Here is a 17,684-nt window from a genome sequence, read left to right on the forward strand (position 1 = left end):
TTCAAAGTTAATCACTCCTTCAAAGTTCTTCATGTCTAGTATTGTGACATGCCAAAATAAAACTGGGATGAGTGCCCGCTGAATGTTGTCTGAGGATAATTCACAATCCTTTCAGCTAAATTTCAGTTTGGCAAGCGATAATACTACATACAGTCCCTCCGAAGTGAGGGAGAAGTCTAGATGAAACGGGCAAGGAGAGAAGGCACATTATGAAGCTTAGCAGCGGAATTAAAATACTATTGGCTGATGATGAACCGCATATTTTACAATTTCTAGAGCTTGGATTAAGCAATGAGGGCTTCGATGTGCGCACCGCACCCGATGGAGCCGCTGCGCTTGAGTTGGCGCTTGAATTCAAGCCACATATGGCTATTCTTGATGTCATGATGCCAGAGATGGATGGATTCGAAGTGGTCGAGCGTCTGCGTAAGACCGGTGCCGAGGTTGGCGTAATTATGCTGACAGCGAAGGATGAAGTCGAGAATCGGGTTAAGGGCCTTTGGTTAGGTGCTGACGATTACATGATCAAACCCTTTGCCTTTGATGAGCTGCTCGCCCGGATTCAGGCCAGACTGCGGAATCAATTTCCTTTATTAATAGGAGCCGTCACCCACGGTCCCTTCCGAATTGATGATCAGCGCAAAGAAATCACCTATCAGAATCAGGTCTTGGAGTTATCTCCTACCGAATACGAACTGTTAAAATTTATTGTGCTTAATCATGGAATTGTACTTAGCAAAGCGACCATTCTGAGCCGGGTTTGGGGGTATGATTTTGGCGGGGAAGAAAATATTGTGGAGGTTTACGTTCGTTCCTTGCGCGACAAACTCGGGGATAAAGAGCATAAACTCATTCGTACGCTTCGGGGTGTCGGGTACAGGGTGGATCTCTAATGAACTCGCTACCTAAGAAAAATAAACTTCGTATAAGACGTCTCCACCACTGGATATGGCCTCGTTCATTACGTTCTCAATTGCTCTCACGTTCTCTGTTCGTACTTGCTGGGCTGTTATTGTTAATCGGTATTCTGCAATTCTGGATCATGGAAAGCTTTCTCTACCGGAATCAGGCAAAAACCATGGAAGAACAGCTCATGTCCATGCCCCCGGTTTGGCTCGGTATCCAGTCACGTAACGGCTCTTCCAACAATCCTTTTGGTGGACAGGTAGGAAACGGGTCTGGTAATCGGGTGTTGTTTATTCCTGACCGTTCACTAGCCCTGTTTGATAACGAAGGTACGTTCGAGGATGTTTTTGGGGAAGACGGTCTGAAAGCCCCTCAACTATCATCCGCTGAATATCAGGACATTACAGATGAGTTGAAAGAACAAAAACACATTCCCTACCGGATCGTCACGGATAGCCAAGGGAATGAGCAATTGATTGTATTTGCTTCACCCGGTCCACGCAATCGTGGTTTACCGATGGTCCAGATGGGCACGGCTACGAAGCCACTTAGAGACTTGATTATTAAACAGCTCCTGATCTTCATCATGTTATCGCTGTTGGCCATGGTAGCCGGTCTTGTTCTATACACTAAGGTATTACGCCGGACGCTGGTTCCCCTGTCCAACATGGTGAATAAAGTACAGCAGATCGATGCAGGCAGCCTCGCAGATCGCCTTCCCGTCGTTCAGGGACAAGAGGAAGTGGATCAGCTCGCAGTTTCATTCAATGGCATGCTTGAAAGGCTGGAGAACTCGTTTGAAGCAGAGCGGGAATCGAAAGAGCAGATGCAGCGTTTCTTGTCCGATGCTTCCCATGAACTTCGTACCCCGCTCACCTCCATTCACGGTTTCATTGAAGTTCTACAACGGGGTGCAGCGACCAATCAAGATCAATTGTATAAAGCACTGGACAGCATGCACGGCGAATCGGTGCGAATTAACAAGCTGGTTGAAGATTTGCTGTTACTAACCAAGCTGGATCAGGCTCCAAAGCAGGAGCGGGAGGTCATTCAGCTAGATAGTCTGCTGCTCGAAATGCAACCACAACTTGCCATTATGGCTCAGCAAAGATCCATTCATCTCGATCTGACGGCTGCGGTGCATATACTGGCTGACCCTTACAAGCTCAAGCAGGTTGTTCTGAATCTGTTCCATAATGCGGTGCAGCACACCGATCCAGAGCATGGAGCCATCTCCATAACGTTGTATGCCACGCACCATAAGGCTGAATTATCAGTGAAAGATAACGGCACAGGCATTGAACCTGAACATCTGCCCCATATCTTTGAGCGATTTTACCGCACAAGCAGTTCTCGTTCGCGCAAACAAGGTGGCGCAGGTCTCGGTCTAGCCATTACCCGCTCGATTGTGGAGTCGCATGGTGGGAAAATTACCGTACAAAGTCAGGTAGGCTTGGGAACTGAATTTATGATTTTGATGCCGCTGCATAAGAATGATGTCTAAGCTGAGCGTCGGCTGCAAGTAGGCTATAAGTTGGCTATACGTAGCTCTAGGTAAGATCTACTTGATCATTATGCATGCTCTAGTCAAGCTCTCCAAACGATGCTTTTCTTCCATCTTCATTCCGGCTTTTCATTGCATGACGAATCCCCCTCTCATTTCGATTGAGGAATGAATGGGGGATTCTTTTTGTATCCGATTGATAGAGTGTAGAGTAGTAGCTCAATTGGTTCAGGCTTTCGGGCTTTCAGGCTAACGAATCTGAGGCGTCTTATTCAAGCATTTGGAGCGTCCGCAGAGATCTAATGAACCTGAGCCACGTTATATTAGAATAAACAGCCGTTTACTGCGTTTTTCTAAGGGGATTTCGGGAAATAGCTTGTCTGATGTTCCTTACAATTTAAAAAGCGTACCTAAAGGACGAATAAGACGTTCTGAGTTCGTTAGAAAATCGTCTAGGCATTCACTAAAATTAGCCAGGATCAGCTATCTTGGACCTCAAGACTTTTGAGACAATGGTATCAATCATCGAATAGCTTGCCTAAGTTTGAATTTGAGTTTGAGCTTGAAGGCATTCTCTAAAATTCATCCCGTTCTATCGTTGCTTTTGGCAACAGTGGATTACCAAGGGTACACGCCATTTTCATCAAGGAACTCCCCATTATGGGGTTTGCCATCCGTCGCATAGCGCACAATAATCGCAGCGCCGGCTTCTTTTGATTTACCGCCTTCGGCATTGCCATTAAGATCTGTTGATGTAAATCCGGGCGTTACTGCAAAGACTTGCGCCCTGCTGTTTTTGACTTCATAAGCCATCGAAAGTGTCATGGCACTGTTGGCCGTTTTGGATGAGTTATAGTCGAAGGCGTTTAAAGTAAATTCCGCATTTTGCATATGGTCCAGAGAAGCCATGTCGGTTGATACATTAATGATTGTGCCTTCATTATCTTTGATTAACGGGAACAATCGCTGATTCAAACGGAAGGTGCCGAAAAAGTTCACTTCGAAGGCGTTCCGCAGATCTTCCTCTTTTGTATCCGTGAAGGAATGAGAGAAAGCACCCGGCATACCCGCGTTATTGATCAGAAGGTTTATTGCAGCATAACTCTTGTGAATTGTATCGGCTGCCTGCTCAATGCTCTTCGAGTCGCACATGTCGATTTGTACAAATTCTACATCTAACCCCCTGGAAGTTAACTCGGAAACAGCTCTTTCCCCCCGTTCGACACTACGTGCGCCAAGGATAACTTTCCAACCTGCTTCACCCAACTGCTTTACGATTTCATATCCAATTCCTTTATTTGCTCCGGTTACAAAAACAGTCTTTTTCATGCGAATCCTTCTTTCCATAATTTGATTTATATTTAACAATGTATAAGTTACTATGCTACACTTAGTGTAGGTCAAATTATTTTTATAAAAAGGGGGATTAACATGTTAACGATTGGAGAAGTAGCGAAAAAAGTTGAGATCTCGATAGGAGCGATCCGCTTTTATGAAAGAAAGGGATTGCTGAAACCTGCTGCACGAAATGAGCAGAATAACCGTCTTTATTTGGAGGATGATCTGAACTGGCTGGTTTTTATCAAATGCCTTCGCGAAACCGGAATGAGTGTGGAAGACATCAAAAAGTATTATGATCAGGTCAACGAAGGAACCTCCACGCTGAAGGAAAGAAGCAAGCTGATTGAGGATCAAAAGCAAAAGTTGCTGAATGATATTGAGGAGAAAAAAGCGCAGCTTGTTCATTTGGATAACAAACTGGAGCGCTATTATCGCGGAGAAAATTATTAATATAAGCCTTATGCTATAGATTAAACTTTTGCATTTTATGTTATAGTACGTCTCCTAACAATGTTTCCTTAGTATTTACATAAAATAAATACAAAAAAGATCAGGCAGCCAGAGCACTAACTGTCCAACCTGATCCGAAATGTTGAAACTTATAGCGATTTTCAATGAGGTTAAAAGTTCAATCAAAAATGATCTTCTCCCTTACACAGTTGATAATGGTTATAGGGTTCATCCTCGATCTCGATTAAATTTAAACGTTCAAAATTACATTTCTGTATCACTTTATTGGATGCTTGATTGGTAGTCAATGCGATGGCATTTAACACTTCCACGTTTGTATGTTCAAACAAATACTCCGTCATTCCGTTTACTGCCTGCGTTGTATAGCCGCGGTTCCTGAAGTGTTTCGAAATACCGTACATAATCTCCCGATTGGGTGCTGGAAGTTCGTCCTTGATCCCTGAGCAACACCATCCTATGAACTCATCATTTTCTTTGAGTACGATAGCCATACGTAAACATAACTCTCCGATATCCCCTCCGGCCATCACAGCTTGTTTAAACCGTTGATTCTCAGGGATTTCATATTCGGTGAGCCACAGGGCCCTCTCTTCAATCGTAGCGTTCCATCCCGGTAGGAATTCATACACCTCAGGTTGCCACGTAATTTCTTGCAGTTTCTCCAAATCTTCAATTCGATACTCGCGCAAATAAATATCCTTGCAATCGATGATTAATTCATCAGCTTGTTTGGGTTGGTACATAATTCCTCCTACTACACACTTAATTTCAGCTTATTAGCCTTTACTTCATACAAGGCCCTCTTTTTCTATAAACTCATCTTTGGTTAATCCAAAGAGGATCATATCCTGGTATTTTCCATCGGTGTAGATCACCTGGCGACGCACACCTTCCTGAATACATCCAAGTTTTCTCATCATCGCTGCGGAAGGTTCATTTCCTTCGAGTACAGAATCATTAAATTTGTTGAGCCTGCGCTCAAAGAAGGCATACTTCAACAAGATTCGAACGGCTCTGGTCCCGTATCCTTTTCCTCGATGATCCCTGTCAATTTGAATGCCAATGCTAAAGGTACCGTTCCTTTCATCAATGCTGTTCAGATTTACACCTCCGACATTTTCACCATCCATATTTACAATTGTAAACATGATCCGTCCTTTGGCTAAAGAAAAATCAGAGAAGTTTTCCGTGAAACTCTTCGCTTCAACATGGGTTGGCGGCAACTCTACTGCACACTCCAATAACCGACGGGCGGGTGTATCAAAGCGGTTATAATAATGATCCTTCCAATCTTCTTCACGCAAAGCACGTAATCTGATCTTATCATCCTGCCAGAAATATTGACTATAATCGATCTCTCTCATTTCAAGTCCCCCCGCATATTCAACCAAATTTTTACTTCGAGCTACACATATAATAACCCATAATGTGGAATTGGAGGAGATTTTGTTTTCATTAAACACAACGAAAATAACCCCCGAACAGGACAAAACCTGTTGGAGGCTACGCTCTATTTTATATCAAAATCTCTTTACGATTCTTCCGTATATTGAGGCTTGGATACGTTATCCGGAACCGTTTCGTCAAAAACATCCTGACCTGGATAATCCCGTACGTCTCCCTCGTGAAGTTCATGATTTTCATAATCAAAACGATGTGCAGACCGCTGGTCCACCCGCCACGGAGAACTTTTCCCAAGAGACTCGGATAGTAAAGATGAACCGTATGGGCCCTCCGGGAATTCTTCGAGTGTGATATCGTTTCGCTGCGACTCCACCGTAGACACATCAGTATATTCTTGCCGTTCTTCACGCAAAAATTTATCTTTCATCGTTTATCCCTCCTGATCCACTTCAGATGACCAACGTCCACTTATTGTGAGCGAGGACAAACGCATTTATGCATGATCTTTGGAAAACACTGCGTTTATTGTTCTAATCCATCGTCTTATTCATTACCGGATCCATCACGATCATTATCACCATCACAATTAGCGAATCCATATTAAAAGTACAAAAACAATGAGGCCAGCCATGCTAATCCAGGTATCACGTTTGGACCATACCAATAACGATGAACGTCCTCCGAGCATAGAGTGCTCTCTAACTTTACGCATTTCCATCGCAATGGTCATATCCTCTGCACGTTGGAACAGTGCCATCAACAAGGGAATCACCATCGGACCAAGGTCACGAATTCGCACGGTATTTGGTCTTAATGCTGCCTTTCCGCGTGCCCGTACAATCAGTGAGAATCGCTGCCACTCACTCCAGATCATCGGGATAAACCGAAAGATTAATGATACAGCAAGAGCAAACGAAGCTACGGGCAACCTGATCTTTTTACCGATACCAAGTACCCAGTTAAGCCCTTCTACCATTCGCCCATAAGGTGTCGTCAACGAAAACCAAAGGCTTGCCAATGTGACGATAAACAAACGATACACATTCAACAAAGTGCCCTCCGCCTGACCCAGGGAAAAACCAAAGTGCAGACCGCCTCCCTCAGTTGAAAGGGTTGTCCCAGATAACGCCGTTGAGATGATGAAAAAGAATAATAATGGCTTCATTAACTTCATACATCCAGCCAAAGTCTGACGCGGGAGCACGGCAAGTGCTGCTAATACCGGTACCAGTGTTAACGTCAATCCCAGCCATCGCTGTTGAAGCATAGCTGCGGTGACCAACAAAATATACAAAATCCATTTCAGACGTGGGTCCATGACGCCATATAATCCGCCTGAATGAGTCAATGTGTTCGGAAGAAGCTTTGGATCATCTTCCGCTTCAAAGGACGACCGCATCAGTGCTTCTTTTTCATACTTCATTACATCGCTCTTGACTTCCATCGTTATCGTCCCTGATGCTTCTTTCGATCCGTTCTGAATCCCCACCTCAAATGACGTGGACTGAACAATACTTTCAGCCATCTCCTCTGGCGTCATTGCGGTCAATGGCAGCTCTAGACCCGCTGCTCTTAGCTGCTGTGCCAGTCTCATCGATGGTGGCAGTCCAATCCCTGTCTGCTCCAGCAGTTCAGGTCTTTTGTGAAGTTCTCTCGGCGTAAGATCGGCGATTAGACGGCCTTCCTGCAACAACAATACTCGATCCGCACAAGGCAAAAATGTATCCAGATCATGGGTTGCTACCACGCCCCCACCACCTGCCAGACGATGTTGCTCCAATACATCCAGCAAAAGCCCGACACTTTGCGCTTCCAACCCGGCGCTCGGCTCATCCAGCAGAAGCCAGTGTGGATTGGTCACACTTCCGAGAGCAAGACCTAGCCTTCGCTTCTCTCCCCCACTTAGAGCAAATGGCGACCTGTCCAGATGAAAACGTCGGTCCAACTCCGAGGATACTGGCGGGTCCCATTGGTTCAGTGCTTTTGTGATCTGTTCTTGTTGCTGTTTCTCTAAAAGTCGATAGGGACGCAGAGAATATGTGAATTCACGCTGAATACTTCGGGCAAACAGTTGTTGTTCCGGAAATTGAAACAACAGTCCCATTTGCAATAAAATCGACTGCGGCACTTTTCCTTCTTTCCAGAAAGCTGTGCCATCCAATGTGATACTTCCTGCATCGGGCGGTCTCAGACCAGCCAACGTCTGTAGTAAAGTCGTTTTTCCTGAACCCGTGCAGCCCAGCAGCAAGGTGATTTCCTCACTGTTCAACTGTACACTCACATCTTCAAGCAGTGCACGTTTGCTCAAATCCGATGCTTCTATACGTATATTCGTTAATTCGATCTCCAACGTGCGACCTCCTTGGCCAGTTGCTCAGGTCGCAGTGGCATGGCTTCTGGCATCATACCTTTTTGCTTGAGCAATAACGCAGTTTTTACAGTAAAAGGAGGGTCCAATCCTAACCGTTCACAGGGAGATAGCTGTACATTTTCCCAAGTAGCCTTCTCATTCAAATCTGTTTCATAGAAAAAGGACTCAGGCATCCCGTTGTACACACAACGTCCCCTCTCCATAGCAATGATTCGATCACACAGGGTTGCTTCCTCCAGATGGTGCGTAATCCAGATCACCGTTGTCCCCCGCTGGGTAATCTTCTGAACGATGGCCTCGATACGGTCTCTTGCTCCCGGATCAAGCATGGCTGTTGGCTCATCCAGAATCAATATATCCGGTTTGGCTGCAAGCGCTACAGCAATATTAAGCAGTTGTTTCTGTCCACCGGATAATTGTGAGACCGCCTTCTCCGGGGGATATTGAAGTCCTACGGTATGTAATGCATCCTGCCTGTGCTCCAATTGCTCTTCTACAGAATCCATCAATGGTGACAGCGCAAAATGAAACTCCTCTTCAATCGTATCACCAAGTACCTGTGCATCCGGTTGTTGCAATACACCCCGAACGGTAAGTTCATCCGAGATATCCCGTACCCCTCCAGATAGTGGAATGAATCCAATCAGTACTCCAGCGAGTGTGCTTTTTCCACTACCATTCGCCCCTACAATACTAATCCATTCTCCTTGGTGCAGCGTAAGTGAGACCCCATCCAGTGCTTTTCTCACCTGACTACCTTCGGAAGCATAATGCACTCGAACATCTTCTAATGTAATTATAGGCAGGTTGCCTTGCATCGTAAATTAGTCCTTTCCCTTTCTATTGTTATGTGGTACGATCCTAATCGTTAACCACATTTATATAATTGGTTAACAATCATATTACCAAAATGGAGAGGATTGTTCAAACATGAAATTATCTTTGCGAGGCATTGTATTCAGCGCACTTATGGCCGCAATTTTAGTACTTTTTGGTTACATAAGTATTCCCATTGGCTTCTCCCCAGTACCGATAACATTACAAACTTTGGCTGTCATGCTGGCCGGAGGATTACTTGGTCCACTCTATGGTTTTCTAAGTGTCACGATGGTTGTTCTGCTCACCGCTCTTGGATTCCCCTTGCTACACGGGACCGGAGGACTTGCAGTACTTCTTGGACCTACCGGAGGATATGTGATGATGTGGCCGTTCTCCGCATTATTGATTGGATTGTTGCTTGCACGAATCAACATCAAAGGTGTAACAGGATTCATTCTCGCTTTTGTTGTATTTGAACTATTTGGCTCACTGCTCGTGTATGTCTCGGGTGTCCCTTGGCTTGCTTATGCATACAAAATGGACCTACCTGAGGCCATGATTCAAGGGTTTTATCCGTACATTATTGGTGATCTGATCAAAGCTGTATTTGCTGCCATCATCATTGCGCCAGTGCGCATGGTTTTCCCACCTCAACGCCTCACAGGTAACATACATTCAACGGTTATAAAAGCGGATTCTTAATAGAAGCTACATATCTTATTAGATCACGAGCCTCCATATTCTAAAACAAAAACAGCCAAAATCACTTTGGCTGTTTTTGTTACTTCTTTTCCTCTAAGATTGTTCTGTCATCGGAGTGATCCGTGTAAATCTTCTTTAGTTCAACTTATATATTCACCTGAATTAATTGACGCTCTGTAATCTGGAATTTTTGATCTGCTGTATTTTCAATAAACCTCTGATCATGAGATACATACAGAATCGTCCCCTCATAGGCCTTGATAAAACGCTCCAACGCTTCCAATGCATGCATATCAAGAAAATTCGTCGGCTCATCCAACAATAGAATGTTATATTGTCCAAGAAACAAGTGACATAATTGAAGACGAATCGCTTCCCCTCCACTTAATGTCCCAACATTCTTCAGCAAGTCATTACCTGAAAACTGCATCGCATGCAACGCACTTCTCAGCTCAGATTCCTCATGTTGCGAACGATTTTTCAGGAATTGTAATACGGTCTCTTTTGTCGTGAAACGATAGCTCATTTGTTGAAAATAACCGAGCTTTGCTTTTGGAGACATCGTGATGTGATCTCCAGCCCGGAAAACATGGTTAAGCAATGTGCTTTTCCCGCTGCCATTGGCTCCGGTTATCGCTATTTTTTGTTTTAATGGAACCTGAAAACTTACATCCTCCAGCAATACGTTACCTTCCACTTCAAGTGTAAGGCGATCCGCCATAATCGGAAATCGATTGTGCAGCTCCAGTGTCTTTGGCTGACGGAAGATCATAGGCCGATCCTCTTGCACTGCTTTTACCTCATGAAGTTGTTGCATCCGCTGTTCAATCGCTTTGGCTGCGCGGTGGACCGCTTTTTGACTGGTGCCTTTGGATTTGGTTTCAACCATACGGTTAGTTTTTGCCTTGGATTCTTTTTTGGACATGCTTCCGGCCTGCGTTATTTTCTCGGCTTTCTTCATCTTTTCCCGAGCGGCCAGCTCCAATCGTCTTTTCTCTTTGGAAAACTGCTCATGCGCCTGGTTTTGTTGTTCACGCTCCAGCCTCTTCTGTGCCTGATAATCACTATAGTTACCGGAATATACGCGAACCTCACCTTGATGGATTTCCCAGATCGTGGTCACCAGTTCATCCAGAACCGAACGATCATGACTGATCAGCACAAGCGCCCCATAGTAATAACGCAATTCATCCAGCAAAAATGTAATGCCCTCTTGATCCAGGTGTGTTGTTGGTTCATCAAGTAACAGTACTTCATGATAATGAGTGAACATTTGAGCCAGTTTCAAACGGGTTTGTTCTCCGCCACTCCATGCTTGGTCGTGTTGAGGTATGGCTAATTTACTGAGTAAAGCCCCGTCAACTTCGAGATTTTCGTTAGGCAGGGGAGGTTCCACTTGTTCCAAATAACCAAACTCTGCAAAACGTTTTACCTTTCCGGCTATTGGCTGGATCTGTCCCGCAATGAGTTTCAACAGTGTACTTTTACCCTGACCATTACCACCCACTACACCAATGCGATCCAGTTGATGCACAGCCAGTCGCTCAATGTTCAGTATTACTTTATCCATATAGGTCATCTCAACCTGTTCTAATTCAAAACATATCTTTTCCATATTCGCTACCTCCGAAATAAGATTTATTTCGTATCGATAGCGAAGCACGCTTCTATCGATACGAGCTGATCGTGCCAGCTCGTATCAATAGAACAGTAACGTCATCATAGCGGTTACCTCCAGTAGTCTGTATTGAGCGCCTTTACCTAATTATTTACCTGATTAAGATAATCAGAAGAAAAAAAACAAAGAATCACAGGCCACGGCCTGTGATTCAACGTAAACGGGAAAGCGAGTATAACACTTATTTTAAGGTTAGGATGATTGAAAATGACAGACTGATCCCGTTTACTCTGAACCAATAGTCAGAGCCTTTGAACGTATTCAATTACCGATTCAAAGGAAGGAAACGCAGTCTCATCGCATGTGTCATATTCAATAATCCACCTTTCATTATCATGTATAGATGTACAATTCTAATTATAATTTTCCAATTCCACCATGTCAACGGAACGATGAAAACTCTACACCATCAGATTAGTACATCAAACTACTTTTGTTCCTGGTCATTACCGCTACTTAATTTCAATAGAAGTTCCTGGCTATGAACCTGACCTGTAGCCTGTGGAATTACTTCCTCGTAGTTGGCGGAATTCGTTACGATAATCGGCGTTACCGTGTGATAACCAGCAGCCTTAATCTGTGCAATATCGAACTCAAGCAACAGATCTCCCGCTTGGACCCTGTCCCCTTCCTTGATATGGGACACAAAATGCTGTCCGTCCAATTTAACGGTATCAACTCCCACGTGAACCAATATCTCAGCACCGGTGTCTGATACTACAGCCAAGGCATGTTTTTTCTTGAATGCAACGGTAACTGTGCCGTCAAAAGGCGCTACAACTCTGCCCACAGTTGGCTCAATCGCAATCCCTTTACCCATTGCTCCCGATGCAAAGGCCGGATCCGGAACTTCCGACAATTCAACAATCGTTCCTTCCATTGGGCTAAATACAATTTCGTCCGAAGCATTCGTTGCACGAACAGATTGCTGATCGGATGTCGTAGATTCGGTTTTTATTTCTTCTTCAACCGGATCTTTGAAGCCCATGATGTACGTTAGTACAGCCGAAACAACAAAGGATACTACGATACCCAGAATCAATCCTGGGAAACCTTGTCCACCTGGTCCGTAGAAGATTGGCAAGGTCAGTAGTCCCGGTGCGCCAGATGCAAATGCCAATGTACCTGCTTGACCAATGATAGCTCCACCAACTGCACCACCGATTACTCCTGCAATGAATGGACGTTTCAGTGGTAATGTTACCCCATAGATGGCCGGTTCCGTAATACCGAACAGAGCGGTCAACGTGGATGATCCAGCCAGCGTTTTCAGTTTTTTGTTCTTTGTTTTCAGCATAACCCCAAAAGCAGCACCCGTTTGAGCAAAGATCGAAGCTGTCGCAGCGGGTTTAACACCATCCTGTCCATACACTGCAACGTTGTTGATAAATACCGGAATCAGACCCCAGTGTATTCCGAAGATAACGAGCAGCTGCCAGCTTGCACCCATAACGGCTCCTGCGAGCAATGGACTGAATCCAAATGCGGCAACCAGTCCAGCTGCAATTCCATTACCAACGTATACGCCAAATGGTCCAAATACAAGCAATGTCAGAGGTACCATAATCACTAGCAAAAACAATGGCGTAACAAAGTTTTTCACACTATCGTGAAGTGTTTTATTAAAGAACTTTTCCAACTTGCTCATGACAATGACAGCTAAAATGATAGGAATAACTGTAGATGAATAGTTCATCAAGATGACAGGGATACCGAAGAAATCCGTTGGTGTTCCCTCTGATTTCAACGTGACGATGGACGGATAGATGAGTGCTCCTGCAATCGTCATCGCGACAAACATATTTCCCTGGAATTTACGTGCTGTTGTAACCGCTAACAACAGAGGCAGGAAGTAGAAGAGACTATCTGCTGCTGCATACAGGATTGTATATGTTGTTTCTGTCGTTTCCAGCCATCCGATATTACTTGCAATCAACAATAACCCTTTTAGAATACCCGCTCCCGCCATAACACCCAGAAGTGGTGCAAAGATGCTGGATATGATATCGATAATACCCCCGAGCCCTTTGGCTGCTTTGCGAGGTTTTTCTTTATCGGACGAATCGTCCAGAATGTTACTGATCTGTCCAATGGCACTATAGACTTCAGGCACCTTGTTACCAACAACCACCTGGAACTGTCCTCCGTTTTCTTTGACTGCGATAATGCCTTCTGTTTTCTCCAGTTTGGCTTTGTCTGCCTTGGCATCGTCCTTCAATACAAACCGTAACCGTGTTGCACAATGAACCAGCGATTCCACATTTTTCTCACCGCCAACCAGTTCTACAATCTCTTTGGCCAGTTTCTCTTGACTCATGATCTGCACCCCCACTTTTTCTCAAACAGGCTCTTTACCGATTTTTTTGCACGCAAAAAACCTAAGCCTTGAGTGAGGGGACACATAGGTCCTGACCTTCTCATGACTTAGGTTTTGCCTGCATAACCAGTAACAATCCCAGTTAAATCGTATTCAATTCCTGTTAATCACATATTATTATAATTAAACCATTTTTGTCAACATTTAAATATTATCGATTAACCACTCGTTCGATATGAACCGTCAGATACAATTTTTCTTCATTCGTCAGCTCGTGGTTGTATTCCTTTTTGACAAACAACTCAATTTTCTCCGCACATGCTGCGGCATCCGGATGCTTCTCTTTAATCATGTCATAGAAATGATCATAGTTGTTGTCGTAATGCGTTCCACTGAGCACACGCTGAGAGAAAAACTTCAGATGTGTGATGAAGCGAAAATAACTGAGGGAATCCTCATCAAATTCCATTTTGAAATGATATTTCGCTATATTAATAATTTGCTGGATAAACTTCGTAATATTCATCGTCGTTATGACTTCTTCATTCATCTCTGCGTTGACAATGTGAAGAGCAATATAAGCGGCTTCATCGGGTGGAAGCTCAATATTCATTCGAGTGTTGATCTGTTCCAGCGTCCTCAGGCCCAGTCCGAATTCGGGCTTGTACAACTGTTTGATCTCCCAAATTAATGCGTTCTTGATCTCCACCCCTTCCCGATAACGTTCGATCGCGAAGTTTATATGATCCGTAAGGGATACATAGATGTTCTCATTCAGCTTTCGGCCCAGATGGTCACGCGCATACGTGATGATCTCTTCCACAATTTCAATCAGTTCCATCGGAACTTCGCGCAGCAGCATTTTGAAATTATCGGATGTTTGTTTGTTTTTCAATGCAAATACTTTCTGGATGCGGGTCTCGTCTACTTTATCCCCCGGTTTTTTCTTAAAGGCAATCCCACGTCCCATCACCACAAGCTCTGCTCCATCCGCCTGATAGATGCTAATGACGTTATTGTTGATAACCTTTGCTATTTTCACTTCAATCCCCCCGTCACGTTCCACTCTCTTGGCAGTTATACATCGTCTTTTGGGCATACAAAAAAAACCTGAAGCATCAAAAAATAAACAAGACATGGCGGTCTGCTTTTTTTGGTGCTTAGGTTTTGCCTACTTCGTGTAGTAACAATCCCAGAAACGATATATTTGCGTCAAGTATAGCGCGAACCCGACTATATGTCAACGCTTTCAATGTGAGGACATTCGGAAGTCCCATGGTTATATAAATTGAACTAGATAATATTTACACTAGCTACTCCGAGTGACAGAACAACCTTCCGATCGCTGTTATCTCCAGCTTTTTTCTGTCCTCTCCGTTTTGTGTAAATGTTTAGTTCAATTAATATAGATGAAACTTCCGATGTTTTATTGCCGTACAAGACCATTTTAATTCAGAAAAATATAAACTACTCCTCACCCAGGTTTGTTCCGTTGGATTCGATCACATTTTTGTACCACTCAAAACTCTTCTTCTTCAGTCGTGTCAGTTCACCTTGACCTTCATTATTACGGTCCACGTAAATGTAGCCATAACGTTTTCTCATCTCACCTGAGGATGCACTTACAATATCAATAGGTCCCCAGCTGGTGTAACCGATGATGTTCACCCCATCTTGAATAGCCTCACCCATTTCAGCTACATGTCGTTTCAAGTAGTCAATCCGGTACGCATCATCCACTTCACCTTCCGGTGTAACCACGTCATTGGCACCAAATCCATTCTCAACAACAAACAGCGGCTTCTGATAACGATCATGTAGTTGATTGGCGGTAATACGGAATCCTTTGGGATCAATCGTCCAGCCCCACTCGGACTTCGCCAGATATGGATTGGCTACCGAGCCAAATACATTACCACTGGTCATATTTTTGATAACTTCCGGATCGGTACTGGTTGTACGACTTGAATAATAGCTGAACCCGATATAATCTACGGTATGATTCTTCAAGATTTCCGCATCACCCGGCTGCATAACAATGTTCAACTCGTGATCTTTGAAGAAACGTTTGGCATAACCCGGATATTCCCCACGTGACTGCACATCGATGAAGAAATAGGACTCTCTATCTTTTTCCATGCCCTGGAACACATCTTCCGGATTACAGGTATACGGATAGAAGCTTCCTGCGGCGAGCATACACCCAATCATGGCACCCGGAATAATCTCATGACATGCCTTGACTGCCAGTGCACTTGCAACCAGTTGGTGGTGAGCAGCCTGATATTGAATTTCCTTGATGTTATCCCCTTCATTAAACGCCAGCCCCGCTCCAAGGAACGGAAGATGTAACAGCATGTTGATCTCATTAAATGTCATCCAGTATTTCACCTTGTCTTTGTAGCGAGTGAATACCGTTGTAGCGTACGTTTCGAATAGCGTTACCAGTTCACGACTTCTCCAGCTGCCATACTTCTCGATCAGATGCACAGGCACATCGAAGTGAGCTAATGTAACTACAGGTTCAATGCCGTTTTTCAACAATTCATCAAACAGGTTATCGTAAAATTGTAATCCGGCTTCATTTGGCTGTGCATCTTCTCCTGTCGGGAAAATCCGTGCCCAAGCAATCGAGACGCGCAGTGCTTTGAACCCCATTTCTGCAAATAGAGCAATGTCTTCGGGGTAACGGTGATAAAAATCGATCGCTTCATGTGAAGGATAGAACTCGGTAGCCAGCGGTGTAAAAGCCGGAACATTGCCTTTCATAATACTTCTGCGGTTCTCTCCTGTCGGAAGCAAGTCAACAATACTCAGCCCTTTGCCATCTTCCAGATACGCCCCCTCCGCCTGATTGGCAGCAATGGCTCCACCCCACAGAAAGTCTTTAGGAAATTTAAAATTCGTCATCATCATTCTCCTTCCAAATATGTAATTCAGCTACCCGCTCCAATCGTAAGAAACATTAAAAAGACAAAATAGAAAAAACCCGAACCAGCCTGGGTACACGATTACGTGTAAACAAGCCAGCTCAGGTTATGCCCATATCGGTAACATTCCCAGATCATGATTATGCGGATTGGATAAAACTTTAGCAAGAATCAGAACAGTTGTCAACTTCTTGAAACCGGTTTAGCTATGGCGTGCCCACTACGATATTTGATAGAACGAAGCACATGTGCCGCCAAAAATCATCTGTTGTTCTGGTATAGGTAGGGCATTAATGTGAGAATTAATAAGACCGTATACTTCAGAATACGTAGCTGAAACGTTGCTCACGGGCCAGTCGGACCCGAACATTAACCTTTGCGCACCAAAGGCTTCTATGGCGATATTCAGATAGGCTGTAAAGTCGCTCGGAGTCCAATTTGCCCAGTCTGCTTCCGTCACCATCCCTGAAAGTTTACAGTACGCATTTGGTTGTGCGGCCAATGACTCAAGCGCTTCTTTCCAGGGTGAGAGTATACCTGATTTTATGTCGGGTTTGGCTAGATGATCAAGTACAAATCGCTGTTCAGGAAACGTCTTAACCAGTTCAACGGCATAAGGCAGTTGCTCCTTGGATACCAACAGATCATAGGCCAAACCATACTCCTTAAGCAATGAAATTCCGCGCTGAAAGTCTTCTCTCAATACATACTTCAGATCAGGTTCATCCTGTATGACATGTCGTACGCCCTTCAGATACGGATTGGACGCGAACAATTCAAGCTGATTCCGAACTTCATCCGAACAAAGGTCCACCCATCCGACAACACCTTTGATACATTCATGCCGATCTGCCAACTGCAGAAGCCACTCGGTTTCTGTCAGTGATTGTCTGGCTTGTACCGCAATACATCCATCCAGTCCTGATTGGACCAATAAAGGTTCAAGATCTTCCGGAAGAAAAGATTGACGAATGGTTTTCATCTCTTCGCCGATCCATCCGTACTCGGCGACATTGTATTCCCAGAAATGTTGATGTGCATCCAACTTCATATTAGATCCCTCCCAGGGTATTTAAATCTAATTATCATTAAAAAGCAATCACTGATTTTCACATGATTTTTATTCCAATTGTGCAGGTATTGTCCAATATTAAATCATGATATAGTAAATTACGAAAACGCTTTCAGTACATAAATCGGTGGTGATTCCAGTATTAAACAAGTGGATTTTTGTTTGCGTT

General features: G+C 44.2%; 15 protein-coding genes. 4 read left to right on the forward strand and 11 right to left on the reverse strand.

Features of this window, described 5'->3' with window-relative positions; all coding sequences use genetic code 11:
* Positions 1-209 precede the first annotated feature (209 nt).
* On the forward strand, positions 210-893 hold the full coding sequence (locus tag ACDJ59_RS12425) for a response regulator transcription factor (protein ID WP_036670730.1): 684 nt from the start codon (positions 210-212) through the stop codon (positions 891-893).
* Positions 893-2,410, forward strand: a complete 1,518-nt coding sequence (locus tag ACDJ59_RS12430) for a sensor histidine kinase (protein ID WP_413409183.1) — start codon at positions 893-895, stop codon at positions 2,408-2,410. Before ACDJ59_RS12425 ends, ACDJ59_RS12430 begins: the two co-directional genes overlap by 1 nt.
* 618 nt (positions 2,411-3,028) lie before the next feature.
* Here ACDJ59_RS12430 and ACDJ59_RS12435 read toward each other — a convergent pair.
* A complete protein-coding gene (locus tag ACDJ59_RS12435; RefSeq protein WP_413409184.1) occupies positions 3,029-3,739 on the reverse strand; it encodes an SDR family NAD(P)-dependent oxidoreductase in 711 nt (236 codons plus the stop codon).
* 102 nt (positions 3,740-3,841) lie between these two features.
* Between ACDJ59_RS12435 and ACDJ59_RS12440 the strand changes: the two genes are divergently transcribed.
* Entirely contained in the window at positions 3,842-4,201 is a 360-nt protein-coding gene (locus tag ACDJ59_RS12440) for a MerR family transcriptional regulator (RefSeq protein ID WP_413409185.1), read from the forward strand.
* Positions 4,202-4,383: 182 nt separating this feature from the next.
* On the opposite strand, the gene ACDJ59_RS12445 is transcribed toward ACDJ59_RS12440, so the two are convergent.
* The 5 genes from ACDJ59_RS12445 to ACDJ59_RS12465 form a co-directional block, all read right to left on the reverse strand.
* Positions 4,384-4,965 (reverse strand): GNAT family N-acetyltransferase, encoded by a 582-nt coding sequence (locus ACDJ59_RS12445; RefSeq protein ID WP_413409186.1) that lies wholly within the window; start codon positions 4,963-4,965, stop codon positions 4,384-4,386.
* 45 nt (positions 4,966-5,010) lie between these two features.
* Positions 5,011-5,586 (reverse strand): GNAT family N-acetyltransferase, encoded by a 576-nt coding sequence (locus ACDJ59_RS12450; protein ID WP_413409187.1) that lies wholly within the window; start codon positions 5,584-5,586, stop codon positions 5,011-5,013.
* 167 nt (positions 5,587-5,753) lie between these two features.
* A complete protein-coding gene (locus ACDJ59_RS12455) occupies positions 5,754-6,053 on the reverse strand; it encodes a hypothetical protein (protein WP_036608432.1) in 300 nt (99 codons plus the stop codon).
* A 159-nt stretch (positions 6,054-6,212) separates the two neighbouring features.
* Positions 6,213-7,976, reverse strand: a complete 1,764-nt coding sequence (locus ACDJ59_RS12460) for an ATP-binding cassette domain-containing protein (protein ID WP_413409190.1) — start codon at positions 7,974-7,976, stop codon at positions 6,213-6,215.
* Positions 7,961-8,815, reverse strand: coding sequence for an energy-coupling factor ABC transporter ATP-binding protein (locus ACDJ59_RS12465; RefSeq protein ID WP_413409193.1), 855 nt, complete (start codon positions 8,813-8,815; stop codon positions 7,961-7,963). The genes ACDJ59_RS12460 and ACDJ59_RS12465 overlap by 16 nt, the downstream gene beginning before the upstream one ends.
* Positions 8,816-8,927: 112 nt before the next feature.
* Here ACDJ59_RS12465 and ACDJ59_RS12470 point away from each other — a divergent pair, with 112 nt between their 5' ends.
* The gene (locus ACDJ59_RS12470; RefSeq protein WP_413409194.1) at positions 8,928-9,518 is read left to right on the forward strand and encodes a biotin transporter BioY; all 591 of its coding nucleotides are present in this window, start codon (positions 8,928-8,930) and stop codon (positions 9,516-9,518) included.
* A 145-nt stretch (positions 9,519-9,663) separates the two neighbouring features.
* Here the strand turns inward: ACDJ59_RS12470 and ACDJ59_RS12475 are convergent, their stop codons facing one another.
* From ACDJ59_RS12475 to ACDJ59_RS12495, 5 genes are all read right to left on the reverse strand, one after another.
* Positions 9,664-11,133 carry an Msr family ABC-F type ribosomal protection protein gene (locus tag ACDJ59_RS12475; protein ID WP_413409195.1) on the reverse strand — a complete coding sequence of 490 codons (1,470 nt, stop codon included), beginning with the start codon at positions 11,131-11,133 and terminating at the stop codon, positions 9,664-9,666.
* Between the two features lie 490 nt (positions 11,134-11,623).
* Positions 11,624-13,513: a beta-glucoside-specific PTS transporter subunit IIABC gene (locus tag ACDJ59_RS12480; protein WP_413409196.1), complete on the reverse strand. Its 1,890-nt coding sequence runs from the start codon at positions 13,511-13,513 to the stop codon at positions 11,624-11,626.
* A gap of 211 nt (positions 13,514-13,724) precedes the next feature.
* Positions 13,725-14,555 carry a BglG family transcription antiterminator LicT gene (gene licT / locus ACDJ59_RS12485; protein WP_413409197.1) on the reverse strand — a complete coding sequence of 277 codons (831 nt, stop codon included), beginning with the start codon at positions 14,553-14,555 and terminating at the stop codon, positions 13,725-13,727.
* Between the two features lie 425 nt (positions 14,556-14,980).
* Positions 14,981-16,423, reverse strand: coding sequence for a 6-phospho-beta-glucosidase (locus tag ACDJ59_RS12490; protein ID WP_413409794.1), 1,443 nt, complete (start codon positions 16,421-16,423; stop codon positions 14,981-14,983).
* A gap of 240 nt (positions 16,424-16,663) precedes the next feature.
* Entirely contained in the window at positions 16,664-17,494 is an 831-nt protein-coding gene (locus ACDJ59_RS12495; RefSeq protein WP_413409198.1) for an amidohydrolase family protein, read from the reverse strand.
* Positions 17,495-17,684: the final 190 nt, after the last annotated feature.

The sequence above is a fragment of the Paenibacillus amylolyticus genome (assembly GCF_047302515.1).
In the GTDB taxonomy this organism is placed as follows: domain Bacteria; phylum Bacillota; class Bacilli; order Paenibacillales; family Paenibacillaceae; genus Paenibacillus; species Paenibacillus amylolyticus_G.

Coding starts and splice junctions, on each gene's coding strand:
- ACDJ59_RS12465 (WP_413409193.1), bottom strand. CDS start 8,815: ATGCAAGGCAACCTGCCTATAATTACATTAGAAGATGTTCGAGTGCAT.
- ACDJ59_RS12440 (WP_413409185.1), top strand. CDS start 3,842: ATGTTAACGATTGGAGAAGTAGCGAAAAAAGTTGAGATCTCGATAGGA.
- ACDJ59_RS12435 (WP_413409184.1), bottom strand. CDS start 3,739: ATGAAAAAGACTGTTTTTGTAACCGGAGCAAATAAAGGAATTGGATAT.
- ACDJ59_RS12495 (WP_413409198.1), bottom strand. CDS start 17,494: ATGAAGTTGGATGCACATCAACATTTCTGGGAATACAATGTCGCCGAG.
- ACDJ59_RS12475 (WP_413409195.1), bottom strand. CDS start 11,133: ATGGAAAAGATATGTTTTGAATTAGAACAGGTTGAGATGACCTATATG.
- ACDJ59_RS12490 (WP_413409794.1), bottom strand. CDS start 16,423: ATGACGAATTTTAAATTTCCTAAAGACTTTCTGTGGGGTGGAGCCATT.
- ACDJ59_RS12445 (WP_413409186.1), bottom strand. CDS start 4,965: ATGTACCAACCCAAACAAGCTGATGAATTAATCATCGATTGCAAGGAT.
- ACDJ59_RS12430 (WP_413409183.1), top strand. CDS start 893: ATGAACTCGCTACCTAAGAAAAATAAACTTCGTATAAGACGTCTCCAC.
- ACDJ59_RS12480 (WP_413409196.1), bottom strand. CDS start 13,513: ATGAGTCAAGAGAAACTGGCCAAAGAGATTGTAGAACTGGTTGGCGGT.
- ACDJ59_RS12425 (WP_036670730.1), top strand. CDS start 210: ATGAAGCTTAGCAGCGGAATTAAAATACTATTGGCTGATGATGAACCG.
- ACDJ59_RS12455 (WP_036608432.1), bottom strand. CDS start 6,053: ATGAAAGATAAATTTTTGCGTGAAGAACGGCAAGAATATACTGATGTG.
- ACDJ59_RS12470 (WP_413409194.1), top strand. CDS start 8,928: ATGAAATTATCTTTGCGAGGCATTGTATTCAGCGCACTTATGGCCGCA.
- ACDJ59_RS12450 (WP_413409187.1), bottom strand. CDS start 5,586: ATGAGAGAGATCGATTATAGTCAATATTTCTGGCAGGATGATAAGATC.